This is a genomic window from Amycolatopsis sp. N2S4-7, assembly GCF_058119595.1.
Map to the genome: position 1 here is coordinate 2,481,354 of NZ_CP172299.1, position 21,085 is coordinate 2,502,438.

A 21,085-nucleotide genomic window follows, 5' to 3' on the forward strand; every position below is an offset into this window, starting at 1 on the left:
CTTCCGCCGATTCGGACACCCAGCAGCCCCGACCGTCTCGGTTGGGGTTGCTGGCTTCGCAACGTCAGGTGCGGAAAATTCGGTGACTTGCCGGTAGAAAGTCCGTGATCTGAGTCAATCCCAGTCACCTTCAGGACCCTCCAGCTTGCTCGGCCATATGCCAATCACATTCGCCTCGTCGCATAGGTCGTTATACGGCCGACGTGCACCCGATCCGCTGCGCCGAACGGGCGAACGAACTCGACCACGCCGTCATAAGACGTCAGCTTCGCCATCGGTCCAACGTGCATCCGCATCAACCACACCCGGCTCAGTTTCCTCCAGCGGACGACGCCGCGGACTTACTTGCGCAGTGGATGAGCCGAAAGAACCAGATCGGGACTGCATCCACAGACGTCCAGGTGACCGGCATACGGTTCGCGTTCTACGGCCGCACGTCGACCACCCGCCATCAAGACCGCGTGTCGTCACAGGGCTGGCAACGCGACATGGCCGACGAGTTAGTCGCAGGCCACGGCCAGGTCGTCGCCGTCTACTTCGACGCCGGCACCTCACGCCGAATCCCATGGCGCCAGCGACCGCAGGCTGCGCGGCTCATGACCGAGACCTCCAGCCCGGAGTCCGCGATCGATGCGATCGTGGTCGGCGAATACGAACGCGCCTTCACCGGCACCCAGTTCGCCACCCTCTACACCTGGTGCACTCGGCACGGTGTCCAGTTGTGGCTGCCCGAGACAGGCGGACCGGTCGACCTCGGCAACCGGGACCACCGCGCGCTACTCGCTCTGCTGGCCACCCAGTCACAGCGCGAAGTCCTCCGCGCCCGCCATCGCGTCTTGGCCGCGATGCACAACCAAGCCACCCAGCAAGGCCGCTACCTCGGCGGCCGACCACCCTACGGCTACCGCCTCGTCGACGCCGGCCCGCACCCCAACCCCGCCGACGCGCGCTGGGGCCGACGCCTCCAGCGCCTCGCACCCGACCCACGCACCGCACCACACGTCGCCTGGATGTTCCGGCAACGCCTCGCCGGACACAGCGTCGCCAGCATCGCCCGACACCTCAACGAACGCGGTGTCCCCTGCCCGTCCAGCGCCGACCCGGACCGCAACCGCCATCGGACCCGCAACGCCTGGACACTGCGCACCGTCGCCGTCATCCTGGCGAACCCGCGCTACACCGGCCGACAGACCTGGAACCGCCGCGCCACCGACACCAGAGGCCCAGCCGCAACGCCGGCCCTGTCAGAGAAGGCCGCCCATCCGGCGCTCGTCACCGAACAGGACTTCATCGCCGCCCAGCAGATCCGAGCGGCGCGACCGGCCAGTGACGGCCGGGCTCGCCGGTTCGCCTTGGCCGGGCTGATCCACTGCGGTGTCTGCGACCGGCGGCTGGACTCGCACTGGAACCATGGGCGACCGACGTACCGCTGCCGCCATGGCCACACCAGCACCCAGCGCGCGGACCAGCCGCGGCCGAAGACGCTCTACATCCGCGAAGACCATCTCATCGATCAGATCAACATCAGACTTGGAGGCCAGATCAGCGACGGCTGCACCAGGCTCGAGCCTGACCGAACACGACACAGACACGTGGCAGCAACACTGCGCGACTCAGGAAAGATCATCGCCTACAACGGCACCGGATGGCGCCTGAAAGAGATCGATTCGAGCTAGGCCCCGAGCACCCCAGTTCCAAGATCGCGATTCGCGATCCGTGGGGTAATACTGTGTCCGAGGACGATCTTGCTCGATAGCAACAATGCTCATTCTCTAAGAGATTGAGCATCTAAGCCACCCTGCTCCTTAAGCCAACCGTTGGCATCCGAGACAGATCGTGCACGGTAGCCACACGCCTCCAGCTTCTTGATCAAGCCATCGCAGCGCTTCGGCTGCGTCGACGAAAGGGACAACTATTAGGGATCAGCAGGCCAGCTGCCACCCGATCGACCGACAGGGCAATCACCACCTGGTGCCGTTGGAGTCTACAAAGATCACACAGGTTCCATGGTAGGCCTGTTTGCGCGCCTACGAGGACGTCGCCCGCGATCGATGAACCAGAACGACACCAGTGCATGCTCGCCTAAGGGCGAAGACGATATCGATCAGCCACAGCCAGATCGTTGACATGGTGTTGCCGAGCGGGCCGGCACGACTATATGAAATTGCTACCCGGTTCCCCGACTGGAAGCGAGAAGACGAGCAGGGTTAACGCGAAGGATAGCGTCAATCTCAAATTGCTCAAATCCACGTCGCATCATGAGCGGGACAATATTGGCTGGGATATGTTGATATCCGTGCCCACCATACCGACCGAGCCGGTTACGAGTACAGATATCATGGCTGATCAAGATTCGATCTAGATGCCCTTTGTCAATAAGTGCCCGAACGATTCGCAGTCGGATAGCATCATTCGGCAAGTCGATATCCGGGTTAAGATAGTAGTTCGATGTCTCCCAGCCGAAAAGATCTAGCTCGAGCACACAACCACTATCAGCAAGCCTCAGAAACTGATCGATCTCCATAAGGGTTCGGTCGAGGTGGCTCACGATAAAGCGATCCAACGGCGCCCCGGCCGCACGAGCGGCTGCCACAATTTCGAATGGCTGGTCTGCCGAGCGTCCTGGGTGGGCGTTGATGGTCGCACCGGTCTCGGCTTGCGCAACGATGGCTCCTCTCATGACACGGCGCTCCTGTTCTGTCCAGGGCGCCTGACAGCCGATCTCTCCGATGATTCCCGACCGTACTAATGTTCCCCATGCACCCGAGGTGAGTTGCTCGATCATCTCGGTAGCGAAGTCGTCAACCGATCGGCTCGCGTTCGCCGCGGCTTGGTACTCGTTCACGTAATGACCGCACCCCATCACGATATGGACGCCTGTTCGCCGCGAGAGGTCGACTAGACCAAGGGGATTCGGCCGGAGGCCACCATTGGTCAAATCGACAATGGTCATGCCGCCCGCCGCTTGGAAATCAACAAGTTCAGCCTGAGCTACATCAAGGCTGCGAAGTTCGAAGTTTGCCGGATGCTGTGACTGGCCCCAGGTAAGCTTAAAACAGTCTCGAGCGCTCACATCATCCACACCGTGCACTCCATCGATACGCATCCCAGGAGGCCGCAGGTCAATCAGGAGGTGTTCATGCATCAGCGTGAGACCAAGCGCGGACGACGAAACAGGGCCCAGGACGGTCTCGACCTCACCGTCAGAACCGCTTGACGAATTGCTTTTCCCTTGCACTTTTCCCCTCCAAACTTCACCTTTAGCATCAGGTCTAATTCTACGTAAAGAAATGTGGTCGAGCCGGATAATCCCAACCATACGACAAGTTTACGCTTTTCAGCCTTGGATGTTCAAAAAGTTCACTACCCCATCCGAAATTCAATGGTATCAACTTGTCGGACACCACTCGAAACACATGCAAGCCACCGAAGTTCTGATCCAAACCAAGATCGATCGCAACAGGATCATATTTCAAGACGAGATCGTCGATCGAACATTCGCCGATCGAGTGAACATTTCCGAGCAGCAGCTCCGGGCCAGAAAGAACCCACGATAACTCGTGCGCCCGCTCCTGAGATAAATAAAATTTCCCATGGTCAATCGGGTAGTGGACGTCCTTCGGCTCGCCGCTAAGTTCTCCAAGCTCACCTTTTGTCCAAAATCTGAAAAGGCGTTCCGCTTCACGTATACTATGAGAAATTGCCTGTTCATACCGAAGATTTGCCGCCGCCCCAGCAGCAACGTGAGGAAACTTCTCTAATGAGTAGATGAACGCAAGGATAACCGGACAAGCGTCGACAGTTATGTCGAGTATGTGGAGTTCGTACCCCCGCTGCCTCCAATAATTAACCCTCTTCTGCGCGAACACGGGGAGTGATGTCGAACCAAGCCGGGCAGGCGGTTTTCGCGAAAGCCACATGAGAGCGATGGCATCACGCTCAATAAGTTCTAACAGAGCAGAGGAAATTGCTAGGTCAACTGAAAAATGCGCCGCTACCCCGCTTGATGAAGCATAAGCGCTCAGCCGTCGCGTAAGACGAGATCTATCGATCGGATAATACACGTTATCAATCGCTACATACACAGGCGAATCATCAGAAAGGCGCTGACCTAGCACCCAATCCCAAACATCTTTTTCTGAGAATCTTTCTAGACCCATCAGTTTGTATTGAATCTCAGCAAAAGGGCAGATTGCAGAAGGCGTTAACGCGGCTTCAGGCAAGCTGTCGCGGCGGTCAACGGCGTCAACCCTGATCAAGCCGCACGCATACCGTTCAACACCCTCCGCCATCGCCTTCATCTCCGCCTCCGCCAAAGTCAGCCCCGAACCGCCGGCAGTCCGATCCGTTGAACTGCTCGCTTGGCCAACGTGCGAATAAAGCGCCAATGCAATATTGAAGGGAGCATCGGCGTGAACTTCAGTGTTTACGGAGACGGCATCTAGAATGTTGCGATCAACAAGGAAGCTTCGAAGCGCCGCTACGGCGTGCACAGACGGGCGAGTTAACTCATCTAACCTCTTCCGGGAATCATCGCCAGGCACACCGAGAGCGAGCAACAAAATAGGAAGATGTTCGTCAGACAATGACAACAAATCAGACACAAGACGATCTCGGAACCCGCCGTATTCGAATATACCTAACCCTAACTCAGTGGCCAATATTTGCGCATTCTGAGCCACGTGACCAGCTTCGATTAGAGCGTAACGATATCCGCGATTTCCGTACTTTTTCTCCAGTTCTCCCATCGAAGAACTCACGACAATAACTATCGCAGCGCCATCGACAATCTCGTACGAATCGATAGCAAGAAGAAGATGTTCCCGTTCACCCAGATCGCTCAAGAGAACTATTTCTCCAGCGAGGGGGAAGTAACGGTATATTCCTCGCTGCAACTCCCGCGATTCTTTTAGAACCAAGATATCGATCGTCGATGAGTAGAACCCTCCAGCCGACGGCGTCGGCTGGAGGGTTCCTCGACTTAGCATGCTAGTTAGCACTCTAGATAGTTCTTCCAAGCCAACAACCCCATGCGGATCAAAATATCGGCAAGTAGGATTTCTACGAAAGCCCTGTGCGGTGACAGCGTGCAGTTTGACACGACGTCGCCCTTCAGGCAGCTTTGAACGACGGACTACAGATTCGTTTGATAATGCGCGAAGGTGCTCAGGCGAGCTGCGAGGCAAGAATCTGGAAGGATTTTCTGAAAATTCATGCAATGTTCGATACTGCTCAGTCGCGTTCACAATGACATTTGTCTCGCGAAGATGAAGAAAAAGTTCACGTGCTACACCTCTGGGTATTTTAGCTTCATCAGCAATTTGACTCAGTGTGCGCATGCCATTGGATAACTGAAAAAAAACGACCAAGCTGCCGACCTCTAGATCAACATCAACATATCCGCGCGCAGTCAGGAATGTATATGAATTTTCCGAGCGCAGCCACCCGAACGCACATACTAAAGGTCTTGTTTCACGAATCATCGCGCCCTCCCAATTCAGAGCCGACTACTCCTTAATAATCCCGAGGAACTGCTCCGCAGTTTGTGCTTGCCGCCCCCTAGTCAGTCCGTTAACCTCGTTCTCCCAGAAAGACGAAAACGGTTGCGAAACCGTCAAATCTACAGAAAACCTCGGAGGTGGATGGTCAAGTGAATTGGCGTGAGCATAGGGAACCATAATAAGCTTACCGGCATCGAAAACATATGCAGCGTAGTTAACCGAATCGACCGTGAAAATCTTAAGGCATTCGCCGGGCTTTCCCGCCATTATTCTAGCATTCTCAAGCATTGCAATGCCAGTTGAGATTCTGCTCGATAGATGACCCGAAAGAAGTTGGCGCTGCTTTGCGCTAAAGTTCCACTGGTCAGTAGCAGTCGCGATCGAAGAACCATTGTGCGGGTCGAGAGTAATCACTACAACACGCCCGCCACGCTTGAAGAAATCAGCCATCCCGTCGAGCCCGAAACTTTGGACGGGTACATCAAAAAACCTACCGACTATCACGAGCGAATTCTTCGAGCTATCAATAAGAGTGCGCCACGGATTCTCTTCAACTCGGTAATCGACGGACAACACCCCCGGCGCCGGGACGACCAATGGAGCAATCCGTCGCACGATAGCAGTCTCAAGATCGTCCGCTTCGGACAGTCCTCTCCGGGCCAGCCACTGCCTAGTTATCAGGTAAGCAATCAGAACAACAGCAGCACTAGGCAGCATGCCGATCATCAAAGCCTTGATTGCCGCGAGAATCCCCTCGCCGATTTCGAACGCAATAAACGCCCCGATAGTGACACCGAGAGCCACTAAGGCAAGCCACCGCCTGATTAGCTGACTCAAATCATTTTGTCGCATTAGACTTCCCTGCTTAGCAAGCTACCATTGAGGCCAACACAAGGAATTGAGTCCAACTACTCATCAGTCTTCCGTTGGCGGCGGACCGCTACTGGAACCACAATCGGTAACGACAGCCGTAGAGATTTGCTTTATGTAGATCGCCGCATCCGAACTGCTGCCCCCAGACCCACCTGAACCACCGCAATCCGCAGGGAAATCTGACCTATACGGTTCTTCATAATTTCGAACCCGAATCGAGAACAGCTTCTCTTTGTCGCCTGCCATAGGTTTCCTCATTTTTGTCGCCGTAATCAAGCTCTTTATTGTATCAGATGAGGCCGCGATGTCACAGCTTGAAACTTTTCCACTAGCAGCGCACATCGCAAGGAACTGATTACCCCCGCAAATTCTAACAGTCAGAGTTGGGAAAGATGTACAATTACTTGATCACGATAGGCGCAAGTCGATTACCAGGAGAACTACTACCGCGCGGCCGTCTGTCAACACGCTGCGGCAGAGGCACCAAGTAATAACTCCCGCCGAAGCACGTGACCAGGGCGTGTCCTGTAAGCAATCTAGCTGCGGTCCGATCGGATTACAGAAGTGGCTGGTCGCGGTGACTTAACGGACAAGGCATGCGCGGTGATCGAGCCGCTAATGCCACCGCGGCAGGGCAATGGCGCAAGCTCACGCAACCCACGGCCGGCTGATTTCTCACCTGCGACGACCGGACCACAGGATCCGCCTGACCCACCCTTTTACCACACTGGAAGGGAGGACAGTAGATAGAGATGAATCTCTGGATCTATTCCGATATCCTTTCGACCGTCGATATTATCTGCGGTTCTGATCAGAACAGTCTGTCCGATAATTCACTGTCCCGGGTGGTCGCGCACTGGCGGGCCAGTGGGCATCCCGCGCACATCGGTGCTCGCTTGTGGCAGTGAAGCTGGCCGACCAGTCGCAACGCGGCCATGCGCAGCGGTGCTTTGGAGTCGCCTCCTATCAAACGGGAGATGTCGACCCTGCCGTCAGTGAGGCTGTTCGTCCTCTCCGAGCTGGTGTTTAGTACACGTGACGACACGCGGATGGCCGGCTGGCTGGTCAACAGGACATCGTCGCCCGCCAGCAGCTTTAGGAGTGCGGTCTTACCAGGCGGAAGCGCTAAGACTTCCGGCATGTCCTGGGGGTGAAGCCAGAGCTTCCTGTCGTTCTGCAACTCCCGTAGGCGTGTGACCGATGCAGCAGCTCCGCGCTTGACCACCGCTCGTTCGATGAGGTCGACCGCTCGCTTGGTGATCCGCCCCCGCGTGGCCACCTCACGGAGGCCAGAAGCGTAGGCGGCTAGTTCAACGGGTGACGGGGCCAGCATCGCCACGACCGCGGCGACGGGCGGGGTCAGCTCGTCTCCGGGGAGCACACACCAGTAACTCCCGGCACGCCGCTCCTCGGCCCAAACGACCAAGTGGTTTGCGAGAACGCGCCACCGGTTCTGCCGAGCCTTATCGGCGACCGGTACCGGAACCAGGGCGGTAGCTGCGGCCTTGCCCAGCATCGGCGGCACTGCGTTGCCGATCTGCTGGAACGCGTGACTGCGGCTGCCCGCGAAGCGGAAGTTGTCCGGGAATGTCTGGATACGGGCAGCCTCACGCACGGTGAGCGTGCGGTTCTCAGACGGGTGAATGTACCAGTAGCCGTCCTTCGCGATGTGCGCGGTGATGGAACGGCTCAGCTCTTTCCAGGCCAACCGCTTGTACTTGTCGTCGAACGTTTCTGCGGTGTACCTGCGGAGGCTGGGATCGATGTGCGCGTAGAGCGTCTTCGACGTCATCGAGGCGAAGATCTCACGATCGTCGTCGCGAACCGGCCGGGTCATGTGATCCCACACCCTCTGCTCGCCGATGTCGCGCCTCATCGCCTTCGCGAACTCCGAAACCTCGCCTTCGGGCGAGTAGGGCAGGTCTCGACGACCGGTCGTGAGGCCGAGGCGAGGTAGGTCGTCAATTGCATCCTGTACGAACACCTCTTTGCCTGGGCTAGGCCAAGTGAAGGTGTCGCTGTCAAGGCGGGCGAGCAGGATCAGTCGCTTGCGGTGCTGGGGAACGCCGTAGTGCCGGGCGTCGACCAGTCGGAGGTTGGTCCGGTAGCCGACGTCCTCCAGCATGTTCACGATCCGCCGCACGACGTGGAAGTCGTCGCCCAAGGCCATGTCAGGGACGTTTTCCATCAGCACCGCGCGAGGCTTCACCTTGAGCACGACATCGACGTACGCTCGCCACAGTTCCTTGCGTTCGTCGAACTCGTCGCGCACACCCGCGTCCACCAGACTGCGGATCTTGCTGCGCCCTGCCCTGCTGAACGGCTGGCACGGTGGCCCGCCGGCGATGAGATCGATCTCGACGCGCTTGAGCATCCTGATCAACGCGGCGCGCTTCTTCGGGTCCCCCAAGTCGACGTCGAGCGCGAGGCCGGGGAAGTTCGCCCGGTGAGTCTGCAACGCGAACTTGTTGTGGTCAACCGAGGCCGCGACGGTCCACCCTGCGTCGGTCAAGCCCAGGCTCAAGCCACCGCCGCCGGAAAACAGGTCGACCGCGAGCCGCGCACCTTTCGCCACCCGTTTGGCGCACCACTGCTCGAAGGTCTCCTCGGTACACGCGTCCGGGTGTGCCGGCAACTGGAGCAGGTCGCTGCGCTCGAGCTTCACTGCGTAGACCGCCACGTCGCCTCCCGTCCTCCGAACAGGGACCCGCGCGGGACCTCCACCACCGTAGATCTGGTTGTGCTCAATTTCTTCATGCCACTTCCCGGGACCGGTCCACTCGGCCGACCCGACGCGCTAACAATGAAACCGGGGATGAAGTCGCCTAACCGACGAGGACGTTGGCAGGAGGGGCCCACCCTATCGCGCGGACGCGGTCCCAGCAGGCGGTCTTCTTCGCCCACTCGGTGACGTTTCCGCCGCTCGGAGGTGAGGTGAGCACCCGGCGCACAGCCTTGGCAACGTCGGGTACCGCACTGACGATCGCTTCGGGCAGCGTCTGTTCGCGCCAGAGCCGGTCGAGATCGAGCCCGCCGAGCGTGTGTACGATCAGCGACACGCTGTGCGCAGCTGTCTGACCGAGGTACCCCCCGAAGTTCTGCTTCTGGATAATCGCCCTGACCTGGCGGAACACAATCGCCTTGGCGACCAGATGGCGGAAGTACACGTCATCGGGGGCTTCGCGCTCGGCTAAGCCCTCGTCCGACGTCCACGTCCGGAAGCACTTCTCAGCGCCCTGGCACACGATTTCAGGTCGCAGCGAGTGAGCGTACTCGTACTTGGCGGCATCCGTCTTGCCGAATCGTTGTCGCACAGGGTTCTCGCGGTCGAACTTTCGTCGCGTGGCGGCGGTCGTGAACCTGTTCTTCTCGACGTCGTACTGCCCGCGCACGCGCTCGTAGTACCAGCGAGTCTGCTCGACGTCGACCCCGAGAGAGGGCACCCAGGTGGTGCGGGACCACCGCTCCAACCCGACATGGAAGCGGCTGTTGCCCTCGAAGTCGGCTGGGGTGACAGCGTTCTGCGAGTTTGCGTAGCGGGAAATCTCCGGGACCATGCTGTCAAGCCGGTCATCGGGGATCAAGGTTATCTTCGCGGGCACCATGACCTGGGCCAGGTCGATCCCCTTGCGCGCAGCGTGGTGCAGCGAGGCGGTGGTCTGCCCGCCGTTGACGATCTGCAGCTCGGTCAGGGTGCGCAGCACCAGTCCGCCCGACGTCTGCTCGAGGTCCGCTGCCCGAGCGGTGGCGGAGACGCCGTTGTTGTAGGCCAGGAATCGGCCGGGCTGCTCCTTGAGCGTCTCCGCGATTCCCTTGTTGACCTTTCCCCTGGCTTGGAGATAGGCGCGCACGTTGCGCTGGAGCAGCCGGCTGTGGTGCTCGTCGTACAGATCGGCGAGCAGCTTCCCCGGCAGCATCGCCATCAAGCAGCGGTAACCATCGGCCTGCTCAGGTGACTCCAAGCAGTGTACTTCGTACCCCATCTCCGCGACGTCGATGAGGATGTCCTCCTGGTGGGCGCCGGAGCTGATCAGCTTTTGGAGACGGTTGACGTCCCACACGTTCACGAGGGTCGGGAGACCAGCAACGGTGGCCTCTTCCGCTCGACGCAACCCGCTCTTCCCGTCGGTGAAGACCAGAATCTTGATCATCTGCAACTGGGGCCAAGCGCCGTGGATGTGCTCGACCATGTCGTAAGGCGGGCTCGACCGCTCAAGCTGCTCGTGCAGTCCGCTGCGGCAGAACTCCGCGAACGCGCCGGCGCGGCGGACCAACTGGGTTAGCCGCTCGCGCTTCAGGGGCTCGGCGTCCAAGCCGTAATCAACGGTGACGAGGTGCAGGATCGTGCCGTCTCCTGTGATGTCATACCCCGCGACCTCGATGCGACGGCTCTGCCAGGGCATGAACAAGTAGCAGGTGTCCAGATCGTCTAGCGCCCCGTCGTCGATCAGGTGCTCACCGATCAGGGTCACGAAGGCGTCCCGTGCCATTAGCTCCGGCTCCGCCTGGACCCGGTCCTCCACCCTGCGCCGCAGCTCCGCTACGAAGGTGGCGAGTTCGCCGTCCGTCACGTCGTCCCCCTGGTTCGGTGCTGTTCGATTACAAGCTCTGACTTGCCGCGTGCTATGCGCGCGAGAGCAGTAAGCCTCGGCCGCAGCGGTGCCGGCACCACGACCGCGGCTCCGGGGTGATCTTCGCCCCAGGCGGAGCGCTGTGCGAACGGTACCTCGACGAGGACCCTGGCCAGTGCGGTGCTCTCCGCCATGTCCAAGCCGTCGAGTCTGAGCCACCCACCGCGCGAGAGGTACCGGCCATCACATCGCACGTAGAAGCCCTGCGAGGCCTGCCAGTCGACCGGGTCGCCGACCGAGTCCGCCTCTCCGGCACGCAGGAGGTCCGGGTGGGGTAGGACGCGAGGACTGGCGACCACCGAGAAGCCTTCGCCAGTTACCCGCTCTTCCCCGAGGTGCTGCCCGGCCGGGTTACCCCACAGGAACGGGTCTTTCGCAGTCACCACGCATCCGTTGACGTCGAGGCGGGTACTGCGCTCCAACAACTCTCCGAACACCACGCCCAGATCGCGGATGCACCGGTTGAGGATCGTTCCGAGGTGTGCGCCCGCGACTTGCGGACGGGGGATGCGGAGCAACACCACCGACCAGCGGTCGACCTCGTCCTTGGCCAGCAGTCCCGCGGGGAGCCTCCGAGAAGTGCGATGCAGCCACCAGGTGTCGGTGTCCACGGCGGAGGTGAGCACGAGGCAGGCCGGGGACGCATGCGACTCCCAGGTGGTGATCTCACCGTACAGGGAAGCGGCGATGCCGAGGGCCACCGATCCGCGGGACACCGCGTGTCCCTCGGACAGCGTCGAGAGCAACGAATACCCGGCGAAGGTTGCACCGTCGTGGACCAGCGAAAGTCTGCAGCTCGTGCCAGAGCCAGCGCTCCTGATGCGGACGTGGCGGGCGCCGGACCGCAACGCGCGGTCCACCAGGGCGATCAGCAGAGTTCCTACGGCACTGTCGCCGTCTGCAGCGCCGAGCAGCTCCACGAGTCCCGATCCCGTGGCGATCTCCGTGCTGGTCGGGCGCTTCTCACGCTCCAGTGTGCGCATGCCGTTCGACCGACGGGTCGGACGCTTCGGTGAGGGCATAGGTACGGGATTTCCACCGCCGGCCACCAGACCTACGTCCGCGAGCTTGTCGCGCAGGTGGTCCTTCGCCTTGCTTTCGATCTGCCGAGCTCGTTCGCGGGTGAAAGAGAAGTGTTCGCCGATCTTATCCAGTGTGAGTTCGTCACCACCGTCGAAGCCGAACCGCAATCTGAGCACTTCGGCCTCGCGCTCCTTCAGTAGTGACAGAGCTTCCCGCACGAGTTCGGCGCCGAGTTCGCGGTCTACCACGTAGTCGGGGTTCGAGTGGTCTTCGAGCGGAGCGGGGATCAGCTCCGCGAACGAGATCTCGCCATCTATGCCCAAGGGTGCGTCCAGGCTGATCACGCCCAAGGACAACCGTAGGCATTCCACCACCTTCTCCCGAGACAACCCGGTGCGTTTGGCGATCTTCGCGACCGAAGCATCTTCCTGCTGGAGGAGCAGTCTGTTCCGGACGGTGCGAACCTTGCGGACTTCTTCGTACTTGTGGACCGGCAGCCGGATCATTGCGCCTTCGTCGGGAACTGCCCGGCCAATGTGCTGGTTGATCCAGTTCACCGCGTAGGTGGAGAACTTCAGCCCTCGCGAGCCGTCCCACTTTTCGATCGCCCGCATCAGACCCAACAGCCCGTGCTGGTACAGGTCCTCGTAGTCAAGACCGGCACCCAGGTGCTTCGCGATGTAGGAGCCCACGAGGCCGGTGTTGTGCAACACCATGGCGTCGAACGCCTTCGCCCGCTCATCAGCGCTGGTCAGCGTTGAGCGAAAACCCTTGGGCAGTTCCTCCGCGAGATTTTCACCGGTAGGCCGCATCAGCTGCGCCAGCCCGACCTCCTCCTCCGCCGTCAGCAGGCGTTTGGCGCGGTCCTCGCTACGCATTGGAGCAGCGAGCACGGCGCGGGCCCTGTCGACGGCTGATCGGCTGGGCGGGGGCAGCTGTTCTGCCATGGAAGGAGAAGCAGCGAGGTGCCGGGTGGACACCACCTCCACCCACTCGTCGCCGACTGCTTTACGCGTGCGGTCGTCTACCAAGGCGGACGGGAGCCCGCTCAAAGCAGTAGGTCGTCCCACACCGGAGTAGGAGAGAAACAACTCCGAGCGCGTCGTCGGGCCGAGCACCCGCAGCGCGTTCTCGAACCGGAACCGGTCCTCCACCTGGTCGAGTCCCGCCAGCACGACGTGGTCGAACCGCATACCCATGGCGCTGACCCAGGTCAGAACCTTGACTCCCGGATCGGATGCGGTAACCGCGGCATGCCGCGGGACCCTTGCACCGGACAGGTGCCACTGAGTCGTACCGTCGAACAGGTCGCCGATCCCATCCTTGAAGACTTGGACCAATTCGCGGGTCGGCAGCAGCACGCCGATTCGCCGGTCGCGGTGCGCCGTCGCGTGCTCTACAACAAACCGTATCTCCTCGTCGACGTCCTCGTGGTCCACCAACACTGGCCGCGGACCTTCACGGCGGGAGACGTCTTTGAGCAAAGATCCATCGCCGAGGCGCTCTAGCAACTGGTCGATCTGCGCGGTGCCGCCATCGACGTCGTGCGAGGTCGTGGCGGCATCCGCGCCAAGGAGAGCGGTGAGGTCGTCCAATGTCGTACCGGAGTCGCCGACCGTCTGCACGGGGTCGACGAATACCGTCGCCTCGATGCTCAGTAGCCGGAGCACCGTGTAGAAGTCGGGTGGCAGCTGCTGCCCTTGGACGACGATGACATGTCGCCGGTCCAGCGGCCGGACGTAACGGGCTCGGAGGTGCCGCTTGAATTCCCAGAAGTCGACGTCGTAATCGTCCGTCTCCGGTTGCCTCACTCGCAACACCGTGCGCCACATGTCTGCGAAGTAGGAGTGGTAGGTCATCACCGTGTCTCCACGGCTCTCGAACGGCATCATCGTGCGGATGCGGCTCGTCAGCACGCTTGACCGGGTGATGACGTGGAGTTCCTTGCCGCTCCCCCGCAGGCGGCGGTAGGCCGTGACCGCCTGGTCCGCTTGATCGACTGCGGGCGCGGCGGCCACCACGGTGTGACACGGTGCTTCGTGAAGCGGGGCCCGTAAAGCAGCACTCACAGCGCGCTCCCCGGTGCACCGTCAACCATCGCAGCCAGATCCTTAAAGAACCCGACCTCCGGGTCGATCAGGAGACGCCTGTCCAGCAGCCTGTTCATCACCTCGCAGCTCGTCTCCGGGGTCAGCGAGCACGCGTGGCACGCCGCCAGGGATAGCCCGTCCGGCCCCTGCCCGGGGTGGTCAGCGCACACGGGGTCGAACGAGCACCACTGGGCCGAGGTGATCGACATGTCGAGGAGCCGGCCCAGCCGGGGGAACTCACCCATCCTGACGAGGCCGCCGAGGGTGCCCTCCGAGTCACCAGCTGCGGTGTAAATCAGTACGCCAGCCATGGCGGGGCCTTTTCCGCTCTTCGTCACGTATAGGCGCTCGCGCAACGCGGAAGTCGAGTAGCCAGCTTCGAAGGCGGTGTTGCGCAGAAGCAGGTGCGCGAAGGTATGCAGGAGCACCAAGCGCGGTGTCGGCGCGGGGAGCCACTTGGCTCCCTTGTTTTTGTGCCGCTCCACCAGCTTCCGGCATCGGTCGACCACTGCGCCGGACCGTTCCCAGTGAACGAGTGCTTCTTCGTCGAACCTGATGAAGAAACCCTCCCCGAAAACCTCGATCGCCGGCAGGAAGTCGCCGTCGACACTCAAGTTCGACGGCACCTTTTCCTGCATCGTGTGGCGCTCGAAGTGCGTCAGCACCCGAACTTCGCGCAGGCGGTCGACCAGTACGACGTCTGCAATCAGTTTCCGCCAGCCGCTCGCCGTCCCTCCGGTAGCGCCCAGCGGTCGATCGGCTCGGCGCGAGATGAAGCGATCCCGGTGGTCGTGGTCCGCTTGGGGGTTGATCAGGGCCGCCCACTCGTCCGGACGGATGTTCTCGGGGCCACCGTCGACGGGAGTGCGCGGATCGCCCGCTTCACGAGCCAGTGTCGCCTCAACCTCGGTGACGGAGAGCCCGTATTGGTCAGCCGCTACCTCGATCATCTGTTTGGCCAGCTTGTAGCCAGGTTGGCTGACCAGGAACTTGAACTCGTCGCTCCTTTTTAGTGCCGCCAACGGGTCGCTGATCGTGCTCCACGCAGACTCCGGCGGAATATCGATTGCACTCTCCACTGTTGGGAAGTACACGCTCGACGCCCCACGCTGCATCGCAACCATTTGCTCGGAGCAGGCCGAGGCGTCCCTCGGGTCCTGCCACGGCTGCCTGCCAGAGCATTTGCCGCCAATCTGCCTCAGTCCGATTCTGGTGGTCAATCCGTCCAAGGACCTCTCGCCGTCGCACGTTCCGCAGCGCACAACGAGCGAGTTGAGGCCACCACCGACGCCGGTCTTATTCAGGAATTTCAGGTCCGGCCGTTGGCACTGGTTCTGATTCCGATTCCGGCGAATTTCGGAGTGGGCCCAGCGGGCCCAGTCCACGTCCGACAGGTGCCCGTTGGCGCACACCGCAACAAACCGCATTGGGACGAGCTGCTTGCGACCGGGGCAGTGTTCGCAGGACGGGGCAGTGTTGGCGATCTCTTTCCTGTACGACCACCGGCTCATGCGCCGACAGCCTGGGCAGAACAGCCACTGGGGGAAGCGGTAGTAAGGGATGGGCCAGCGGGGTGAGGGCGCCGCGAGCGAATCCACCTTCAGGTAGGCGGCCAGGCGTGGGAAATCGATGGGCACGTGCGGGCCGCGCCACTTCCCTGCATCCTCGACCACGAACGACTCGCCGACAAGGTCGATGATCGCTCCAGGGCCGAAAGGGCTAATGATCTGCGAACGCCGAACCTTGCGGACCGTCACTTCCTAGACCCCTTCACCTCGACTTGGACCTCCACGTCGACACTGCGCATCGAGTCGAGCGTGGCCCAGCCGTCGCCTCGGTCGGTAAACCGCTTGAGCAGCCTCGGGCGCTCTCGGCCGCCCTGGCTGTAGCGCAGACCACCGGCAGGCTCCGCATCCACCGCGCGCTTTACCCACGTCTCGACGAGGTCGCTGAGGTGGGTCTTGACCCGCTTCAGTTCAGTCGCGTCAGCTCGTTTGACTCGGCCGAGGAACCTCTCGACCAGCATGGCGAAGCGTTCGTCGCTGGGGTCGAACGACGCGGCATCCGGATCACTCGCGAGACCAAGCGCGTGGCGCACCAGCACGACCAAGTCTGCGTGAAGGGCGCGCAGACGCGCCGGTACCGAGAACGGAGTCACCGAACTCGGCTCCACTGAGCGGTAAAGGCTCGCGTGATAGGGAGTGAACGACTCGTAGTGCGACCGGTCTCGCGGCTTGGACGGTGAGTACACCGTTACGACGATGCCGGGGCGGTCTGCGCTCCGGCCCACACGGCTGGTGGCCTGGATGTATTCGGCGGTCGTCTTCGGCTGTCCAACGACGGTCATGACGCCGAGACGGCCGACGTCGACGCCCACGGAGATCATATTGGTGCTGGCAAGGAAGGCGACACCATCCGGATCGTCGTGCGGTTTCTTGAGCCGGTCCAGGCGTTGTGGGATCTGAGCTGACGCCACGTTGCTGGTCAGCTCGACCACGTTGTCGTCGTCGAGGTGCCGCACGTGATCCTCGGCCTGGGCGATTACCTTCAAACGCGACGGAATGTCGTCAGAGGCGAGGTTGATCGTCTTGCCCAGCTCGCGGAGGCTGTTGTGGTAGACGACGAGAGTCGAGTATGCATCCTTGGCCGCGGGCGTCAGTTCGACTTCGAGCGGTGCCTGCAACTGCGCTGCAGCCACGTGGATGAGCGCGGTAAGCGGCGTGTGCCCCTGGGGCATAACCCCCATGTAGGCACGGCCGGGTCGATCGCGGTCTGTGCTCACGAAGTACGAGTCGGCCGCGTCGACACCCGCCGGCGGGAACAGCGCAACAGGCCGCCCGAAGACACCCCTGGTCTGCTCATCGGCCCGGCGGATGGTAGCTGTGGCGGCGACAATCTTGGGCTTGTTACCGCGATGCTCCATCAGCACGTCGAAAGCCGCTTCGTAGAGGCCGACTATAGTCCCGAGCGGACCGGAGATGAGGTGGAACTCATCTTGGATGATCAGTGACGGACCCGGGTGGGGACCCGCGCCGAAGAAGACGCCAGTGTCCTCTTTCCAGACCGTGCGGGCGAACTTGTCGACCGTGCCGACCAGCATGGTGGGCGGGTTCAGGTAGAGGTCTTCGTCCACGGACGACATGGGCAGCTCGGTGCGAAAAGGACATTTGTCGTTCACACACCGCACGCGGAAGGAGTTATTGGTCGCAGAGATGCCCCACCGTTGCTCGTCGTCCGGGCCACCGGGCATGACCCTGGTACCACACCACGGACAGGACTCGATTTGGAAGCCTTGGTCGCTCGCGCCGCCGTCACGCAGCCGTGCGAGCAGGCGGCGGGCCTCCGCGAAGCTGTTGGGGCTGTTCTCACCGCCGACCCAGAGGCCGATCGACACGGCGCGGCTGCCGAGCTGCCCCCGGTACTCGAGGTTGTCCTGGCGCACCCGCTCGCAGGCGGCGATCATGGTCGCGGCGCGCTGAAACTGCTGGCTGGTGAGCAGACGCAGGGTGTACCTGGTGATGACCGTCGTACCCGCTCCCGCGTCACCCCTGGTCAGCCGCCGGTGGAGGATGGTGAACGCGGCGAGCCCGAGGTAAGCCTCGGTCTTGCCGCCACCAGTGGGGAACCAGATCAGGTCAACCAAGTCCCGGTCTTCACCCTCTTGGACTACGCCCTTCACCGTCATCAACAGGAAACCGAGCTGGAACGGTCGCCAGGCGTAGTCGAGCGAGTCGTAGTCGACTACCGGGTCCGGTGCTTCCGAGGGAGCGTGCGGGGTGCCACCGAGATGCGGCCGGCTGTGCGCCATCTGCATGACCATCACCCGGTTGGCCAGCGCGAACGCCTTGAGTGCGTCTTGGTCCTTGCGCAGGAATTCGAGACCGCCCAGCATGCGGTCCCTGGCACTTGTGGCACGGACGCGCAATCGCTGAGCGGCGGAGTGGAGTCGCTCGTCAAGGTTCGCCAATGCGGCGTCCCAGGTCTTCGCGATCCAGTCCGAGTACCGGTCGACGAAGCCGGTCAGGGCCGCGAACACGGGTTCAGGATCGGTGGCGATCGCAGCTAGGCGGTTCAGGCGGACGGCCTCGGCCACGCCGGGGAGGCTGAAGTCGACGTCGGGCACGACGTGCATGGGAAGGAACGACGTGCCGACCCACGAGGGCTGGTCTCCGGTCGTGTCCCAGCGGGCGGCCGTCCCGTGGCCGACGGCGTACACCGGCACGTCGCGGTACTGGAGTTCGAGTTCTTCCGCCTCTTCGTCGCTGTGCGCCCGTGCCTGTGCCGGATAGCGGATGAGGGTGCCCTCCGCGGCTGAGCAGCGCAGGTCGACCTGGAAGATGCAGTCCTCCGGGTTCACCGCCCGCCGCTCCTCTTGCACCTTGCGGTTGACCAAGACGACGGTGACGATCACGCCGTCGGGGTGCCAGCGCCAGATGACCTCGACGCTGGCCGCCTCGTTCCAGACCTCCTTCCGCTGGCTCGCCCCGGAGGGTGGAGGCTCGAACCGCAGACCTTCTTCCCCCACAAGGTCCAGCGGTTCGCGTTGCCACTCGTCGTCCGAGGTGGCCCGGTATCGCCCAGCTCGCAACTGCACCACAATGGCGGACCGCTCCGCGGTCATAAAGCTGATGCCGGCCGAACTCGGCCGACTTTGTCCCGCCAGCGTGATGGGGTTCTCGTCGTCGTCGGGTAATGCCCCGGCTTGATCGTCGACTTCCTCGGCATCATCGGCCGGGAAGCTCACATCGGCGGAGGGCGGGGTAAGCGACATCGGGTACAGCACGGCGGTCAGGTACCGGTGCTGCGGAGCCCGCTCGTACAGGACCTCGTCCTCGCCGTCGACCGGACCGACCAGTTGGTCATGTAGATAGTCGATCACCCGGTCACGGTCCGGGAAGCCGGTGGTGTGCGACCTTGTCACTGATCTGCCCCCGATGCGCCCGGTTTGACCACCCAGAGCGCGGCCTTGGCGCGGGTCATGCCCACGTACAACTGGGCGCGTGCTGCCTGCTCGTCCGCCGCGGCGTCGACCTCCAGGAAGGCGTACCGGCTCTCCAGCCCCTTGAAGTCGGCGACCTGCGCGAACCCGACGCGGCCACGGCCAGGACGGCGCATGCGCATCAGGTCCAGCACGTCGACCCGCTCAAGCCACTCCGCGGGCAGGTCGACGAAGATCGATGCGGCCAGGTCGTGCGGTGACAGCAGCACGACCTGCTCGAGCGGCACGCCGTGCTCCTCGAGCTCGGCCAACGCCGCAGACACTGCGATGATTGCCTTGTCGCGGTCGTCCTCGACCACCACGACCTCACGGCCGTGACCGGCCTCGGTCACCCCCAGGTCGGCACCTGTCCGCTCCTGGGTTGCGCGGACGATTTCGATGGTGTTCCGGCAGTTGTCCATCAGGTCGACGAAGGTCGGACGGTGCGAGTCCAGCCTGACTTTTGCTTGGTCCTCGTAGCGACCGACCAGTCCTCGCTGGTTGTTGGAGTCGAGGAAGAAGGCCCAGCGACCGTCGGCCAATCCGCCGGACAGCACACTGTCCAGCACGTCGAGGCCGTGCCCATTTATGACATCCTGCGCCTCGTCCACCACGACCATGTCAAAGGTGTCCGCACCGAAGGTCGACACCTCGTCGAACGGGACTGCAGTAATGCCGTCCAAGTCCTGCTGCGAACGGATGAAGGCTGCCAGGACGTGGCTGTGGCAGGTCAGCAGAATGCGTTCGCCGGAGTCCCGGGCCCGTCGGCACATCTCCACCGCCAGCATCGTCTTGCCCGTGCCGGCACCGCCCTCGAACACCAGTCGCGGATTCCTTCTGTGCTGGTCAAGTGCCTTGTACTGGCCCCTGGTCAGGGCAACGAGTTCTTTCTCCACCATGTCGTCGAGACGGCGCAAGGACAGCACACGGTCGAAGTCGGGGCGGAGGACGTTGAGGTAGCGCTCGACGTCATCGGCGGACAGAGGACCACGGTTGCCCGGCTTTCCCTCCCAGAATGCGCCCAACCGGTCGAGACAGTCCGTCCACCCCTCGGATGCCAGGCGAATCGAGTTGATCACCATTTCCGGGGTCCACTCCACGCTGACCGCGTCGAACTCGCTGTCTGGGAAAACGACTCCGTATCCGAACACCGTGCGCTCGACCAGCTCCGGGTCGGCGGTGATGCGGCGGAGGACTTTCGCCAAGGCGAACATACTAGTCTGCGCCTGGTCGAGCGGGCTCTCCTTGAGCCGGTGCCGGTTACCCTTGAGGTCGCGCGTGTGCCACACGTCTTTCTTCAGGAGGATCTCGCCTCCCTTGGCTTCCAGCACCAGCAAGCCGCGTTCGCCCAGCAGCAGGAAGTCGATCTCGCAGACCCGCTTGCGGTCGTGCTCGGGCAGGTTGGTGCTGTGCAGGGCATACTCCCACCCGGCCACTTCGAGTGTGGCCAGCTGGAAGAAGATCTCCTGCTCTGCCCGACTGGCACCGGAGTGCACCGATTCCGGAATCATGTGCACAGTAACCTGCCTGCATCGTTTCGAGATGGAAGGGTCATCGAAAGCCTGTTCGATAAATGCAGCGAAGTCCCCCTTGGATCACCTGAGCAGCGGTGCGCGGCCACGCGTGAACAGTCAATCGTTAGTTCAGGTGACATAGTTACATAATCCAGAAGTGAACTTTGATCACAGGTGCATATCGCTTCTCCGCAGCCGATCAGGAGCGCCTTCGAGAGCCCCGTGACCTCGCTCTTTGTGTTCGCGGACTCGACACTGAGCCAGCGACGTTGGCCTGGATCTTCCGCAGCTCCCCGGTCAGCGCGAACCGCTCCTCACTCCGATCCGCACCCGGCCGACTTTTGCTGCCGCCGGACACAGCCGAAGAGCTGATCGACCTCGGGAAGGACGTCCACAACTTGACCACTTTTTGTCACGTCCCGCCAGGCTCTTTCCAGTTGGGTGGCGCGACACCTCGATGCACCCGGCTAACCGA

The 21,085-nt window shown here is 61.9% G+C and carries 10 protein-coding genes; 1 reads left to right on the forward strand and 9 read right to left on the reverse strand.

The genetic code is table 11. The annotated features are described in order from the left end of the window. The first annotated feature begins 203 nt into the window (after nucleotides 1–203). Complete coding sequence (locus ACH54P_RS11435; RefSeq protein ID WP_489912341.1) at nucleotides 204–1,676, forward strand: recombinase family protein; 1,473 nt, start codon at nucleotides 204–206, stop codon at nucleotides 1,674–1,676. A gap of 491 nt (nucleotides 1,677–2,167) precedes the next feature. Here the strand turns inward: ACH54P_RS11435 and ACH54P_RS11440 are convergent, their stop codons facing one another. The 9 genes from ACH54P_RS11440 to ACH54P_RS11480 form a co-directional block, all read right to left on the reverse strand. Further along, nucleotides 2,168–3,238, reverse strand: a complete 1,071-nt coding sequence (locus ACH54P_RS11440) for a phosphotriesterase family protein (RefSeq protein WP_489912342.1) — start codon at nucleotides 3,236–3,238, stop codon at nucleotides 2,168–2,170. Between the two features lie 40 nt (nucleotides 3,239–3,278). Then, a complete protein-coding gene (locus ACH54P_RS11445) occupies nucleotides 3,279–5,483 on the reverse strand; it encodes a YcaO-like family protein (protein WP_489912343.1) in 2,205 nt (734 codons plus the stop codon). Nucleotides 5,484–5,507: 24 nt separating this feature from the next. Further along, nucleotides 5,508–6,305, reverse strand: a complete 798-nt coding sequence (locus ACH54P_RS11450) for a hypothetical protein (RefSeq protein WP_489912344.1) — start codon at nucleotides 6,303–6,305, stop codon at nucleotides 5,508–5,510. Nucleotides 6,306–7,185: 880 nt separating this feature from the next. Continuing rightward, nucleotides 7,186–9,054 carry a DNA cytosine methyltransferase gene (locus tag ACH54P_RS11455; protein WP_489912345.1) on the reverse strand — a complete coding sequence of 623 codons (1,869 nt, stop codon included), beginning with the start codon at nucleotides 9,052–9,054 and terminating at the stop codon, nucleotides 7,186–7,188. 145 nt (nucleotides 9,055–9,199) lie between these two features. Next, nucleotides 9,200–10,945: an AIPR family protein gene (locus tag ACH54P_RS11460; protein ID WP_489912346.1), complete on the reverse strand. Its 1,746-nt coding sequence runs from the start codon at nucleotides 10,943–10,945 to the stop codon at nucleotides 9,200–9,202. Continuing rightward, nucleotides 10,942–14,049, reverse strand: coding sequence for a sigma-70 family RNA polymerase sigma factor (locus ACH54P_RS11465; protein WP_489912347.1), 3,108 nt, complete (start codon nucleotides 14,047–14,049; stop codon nucleotides 10,942–10,944). Before ACH54P_RS11465 ends, ACH54P_RS11460 begins: the two co-directional genes overlap by 4 nt. 44 nt (nucleotides 14,050–14,093) lie before the next feature. Then, nucleotides 14,094–15,875, reverse strand: coding sequence for a DrmB family protein (gene drmB, locus ACH54P_RS11470; RefSeq protein WP_489912348.1), 1,782 nt, complete (start codon nucleotides 15,873–15,875; stop codon nucleotides 14,094–14,096). Further along, nucleotides 15,872–18,997: a helicase-related protein gene (locus ACH54P_RS11475; protein WP_489912349.1), complete on the reverse strand. Its 3,126-nt coding sequence runs from the start codon at nucleotides 18,995–18,997 to the stop codon at nucleotides 15,872–15,874. The genes drmB and ACH54P_RS11475 overlap by 4 nt, the downstream gene beginning before the upstream one ends. Nucleotides 18,998–19,035: 38 nt before the next feature. Next, the gene (locus ACH54P_RS11480) at nucleotides 19,036–20,607 is read right to left on the reverse strand and encodes a nuclease-related domain-containing DEAD/DEAH box helicase (RefSeq protein ID WP_489912350.1); all 1,572 of its coding nucleotides are present in this window, start codon (nucleotides 20,605–20,607) and stop codon (nucleotides 19,036–19,038) included. Nucleotides 20,608–21,085 lie beyond the last annotated feature (478 nt).

What these genes read in the sequence shown, in the direction of transcription:
- ACH54P_RS11445 (WP_489912343.1), bottom strand. Translation starts at nt 5,483, where the DNA reads ATGATTCGTGAAACAAGACCTTTAGTATGTGCGTTCGGGTGGCTGCGC.
- ACH54P_RS11480 (WP_489912350.1), bottom strand. Translation starts at nt 20,607, where the DNA reads ATGATTCCGGAATCGGTGCACTCCGGTGCCAGTCGGGCAGAGCAGGAG.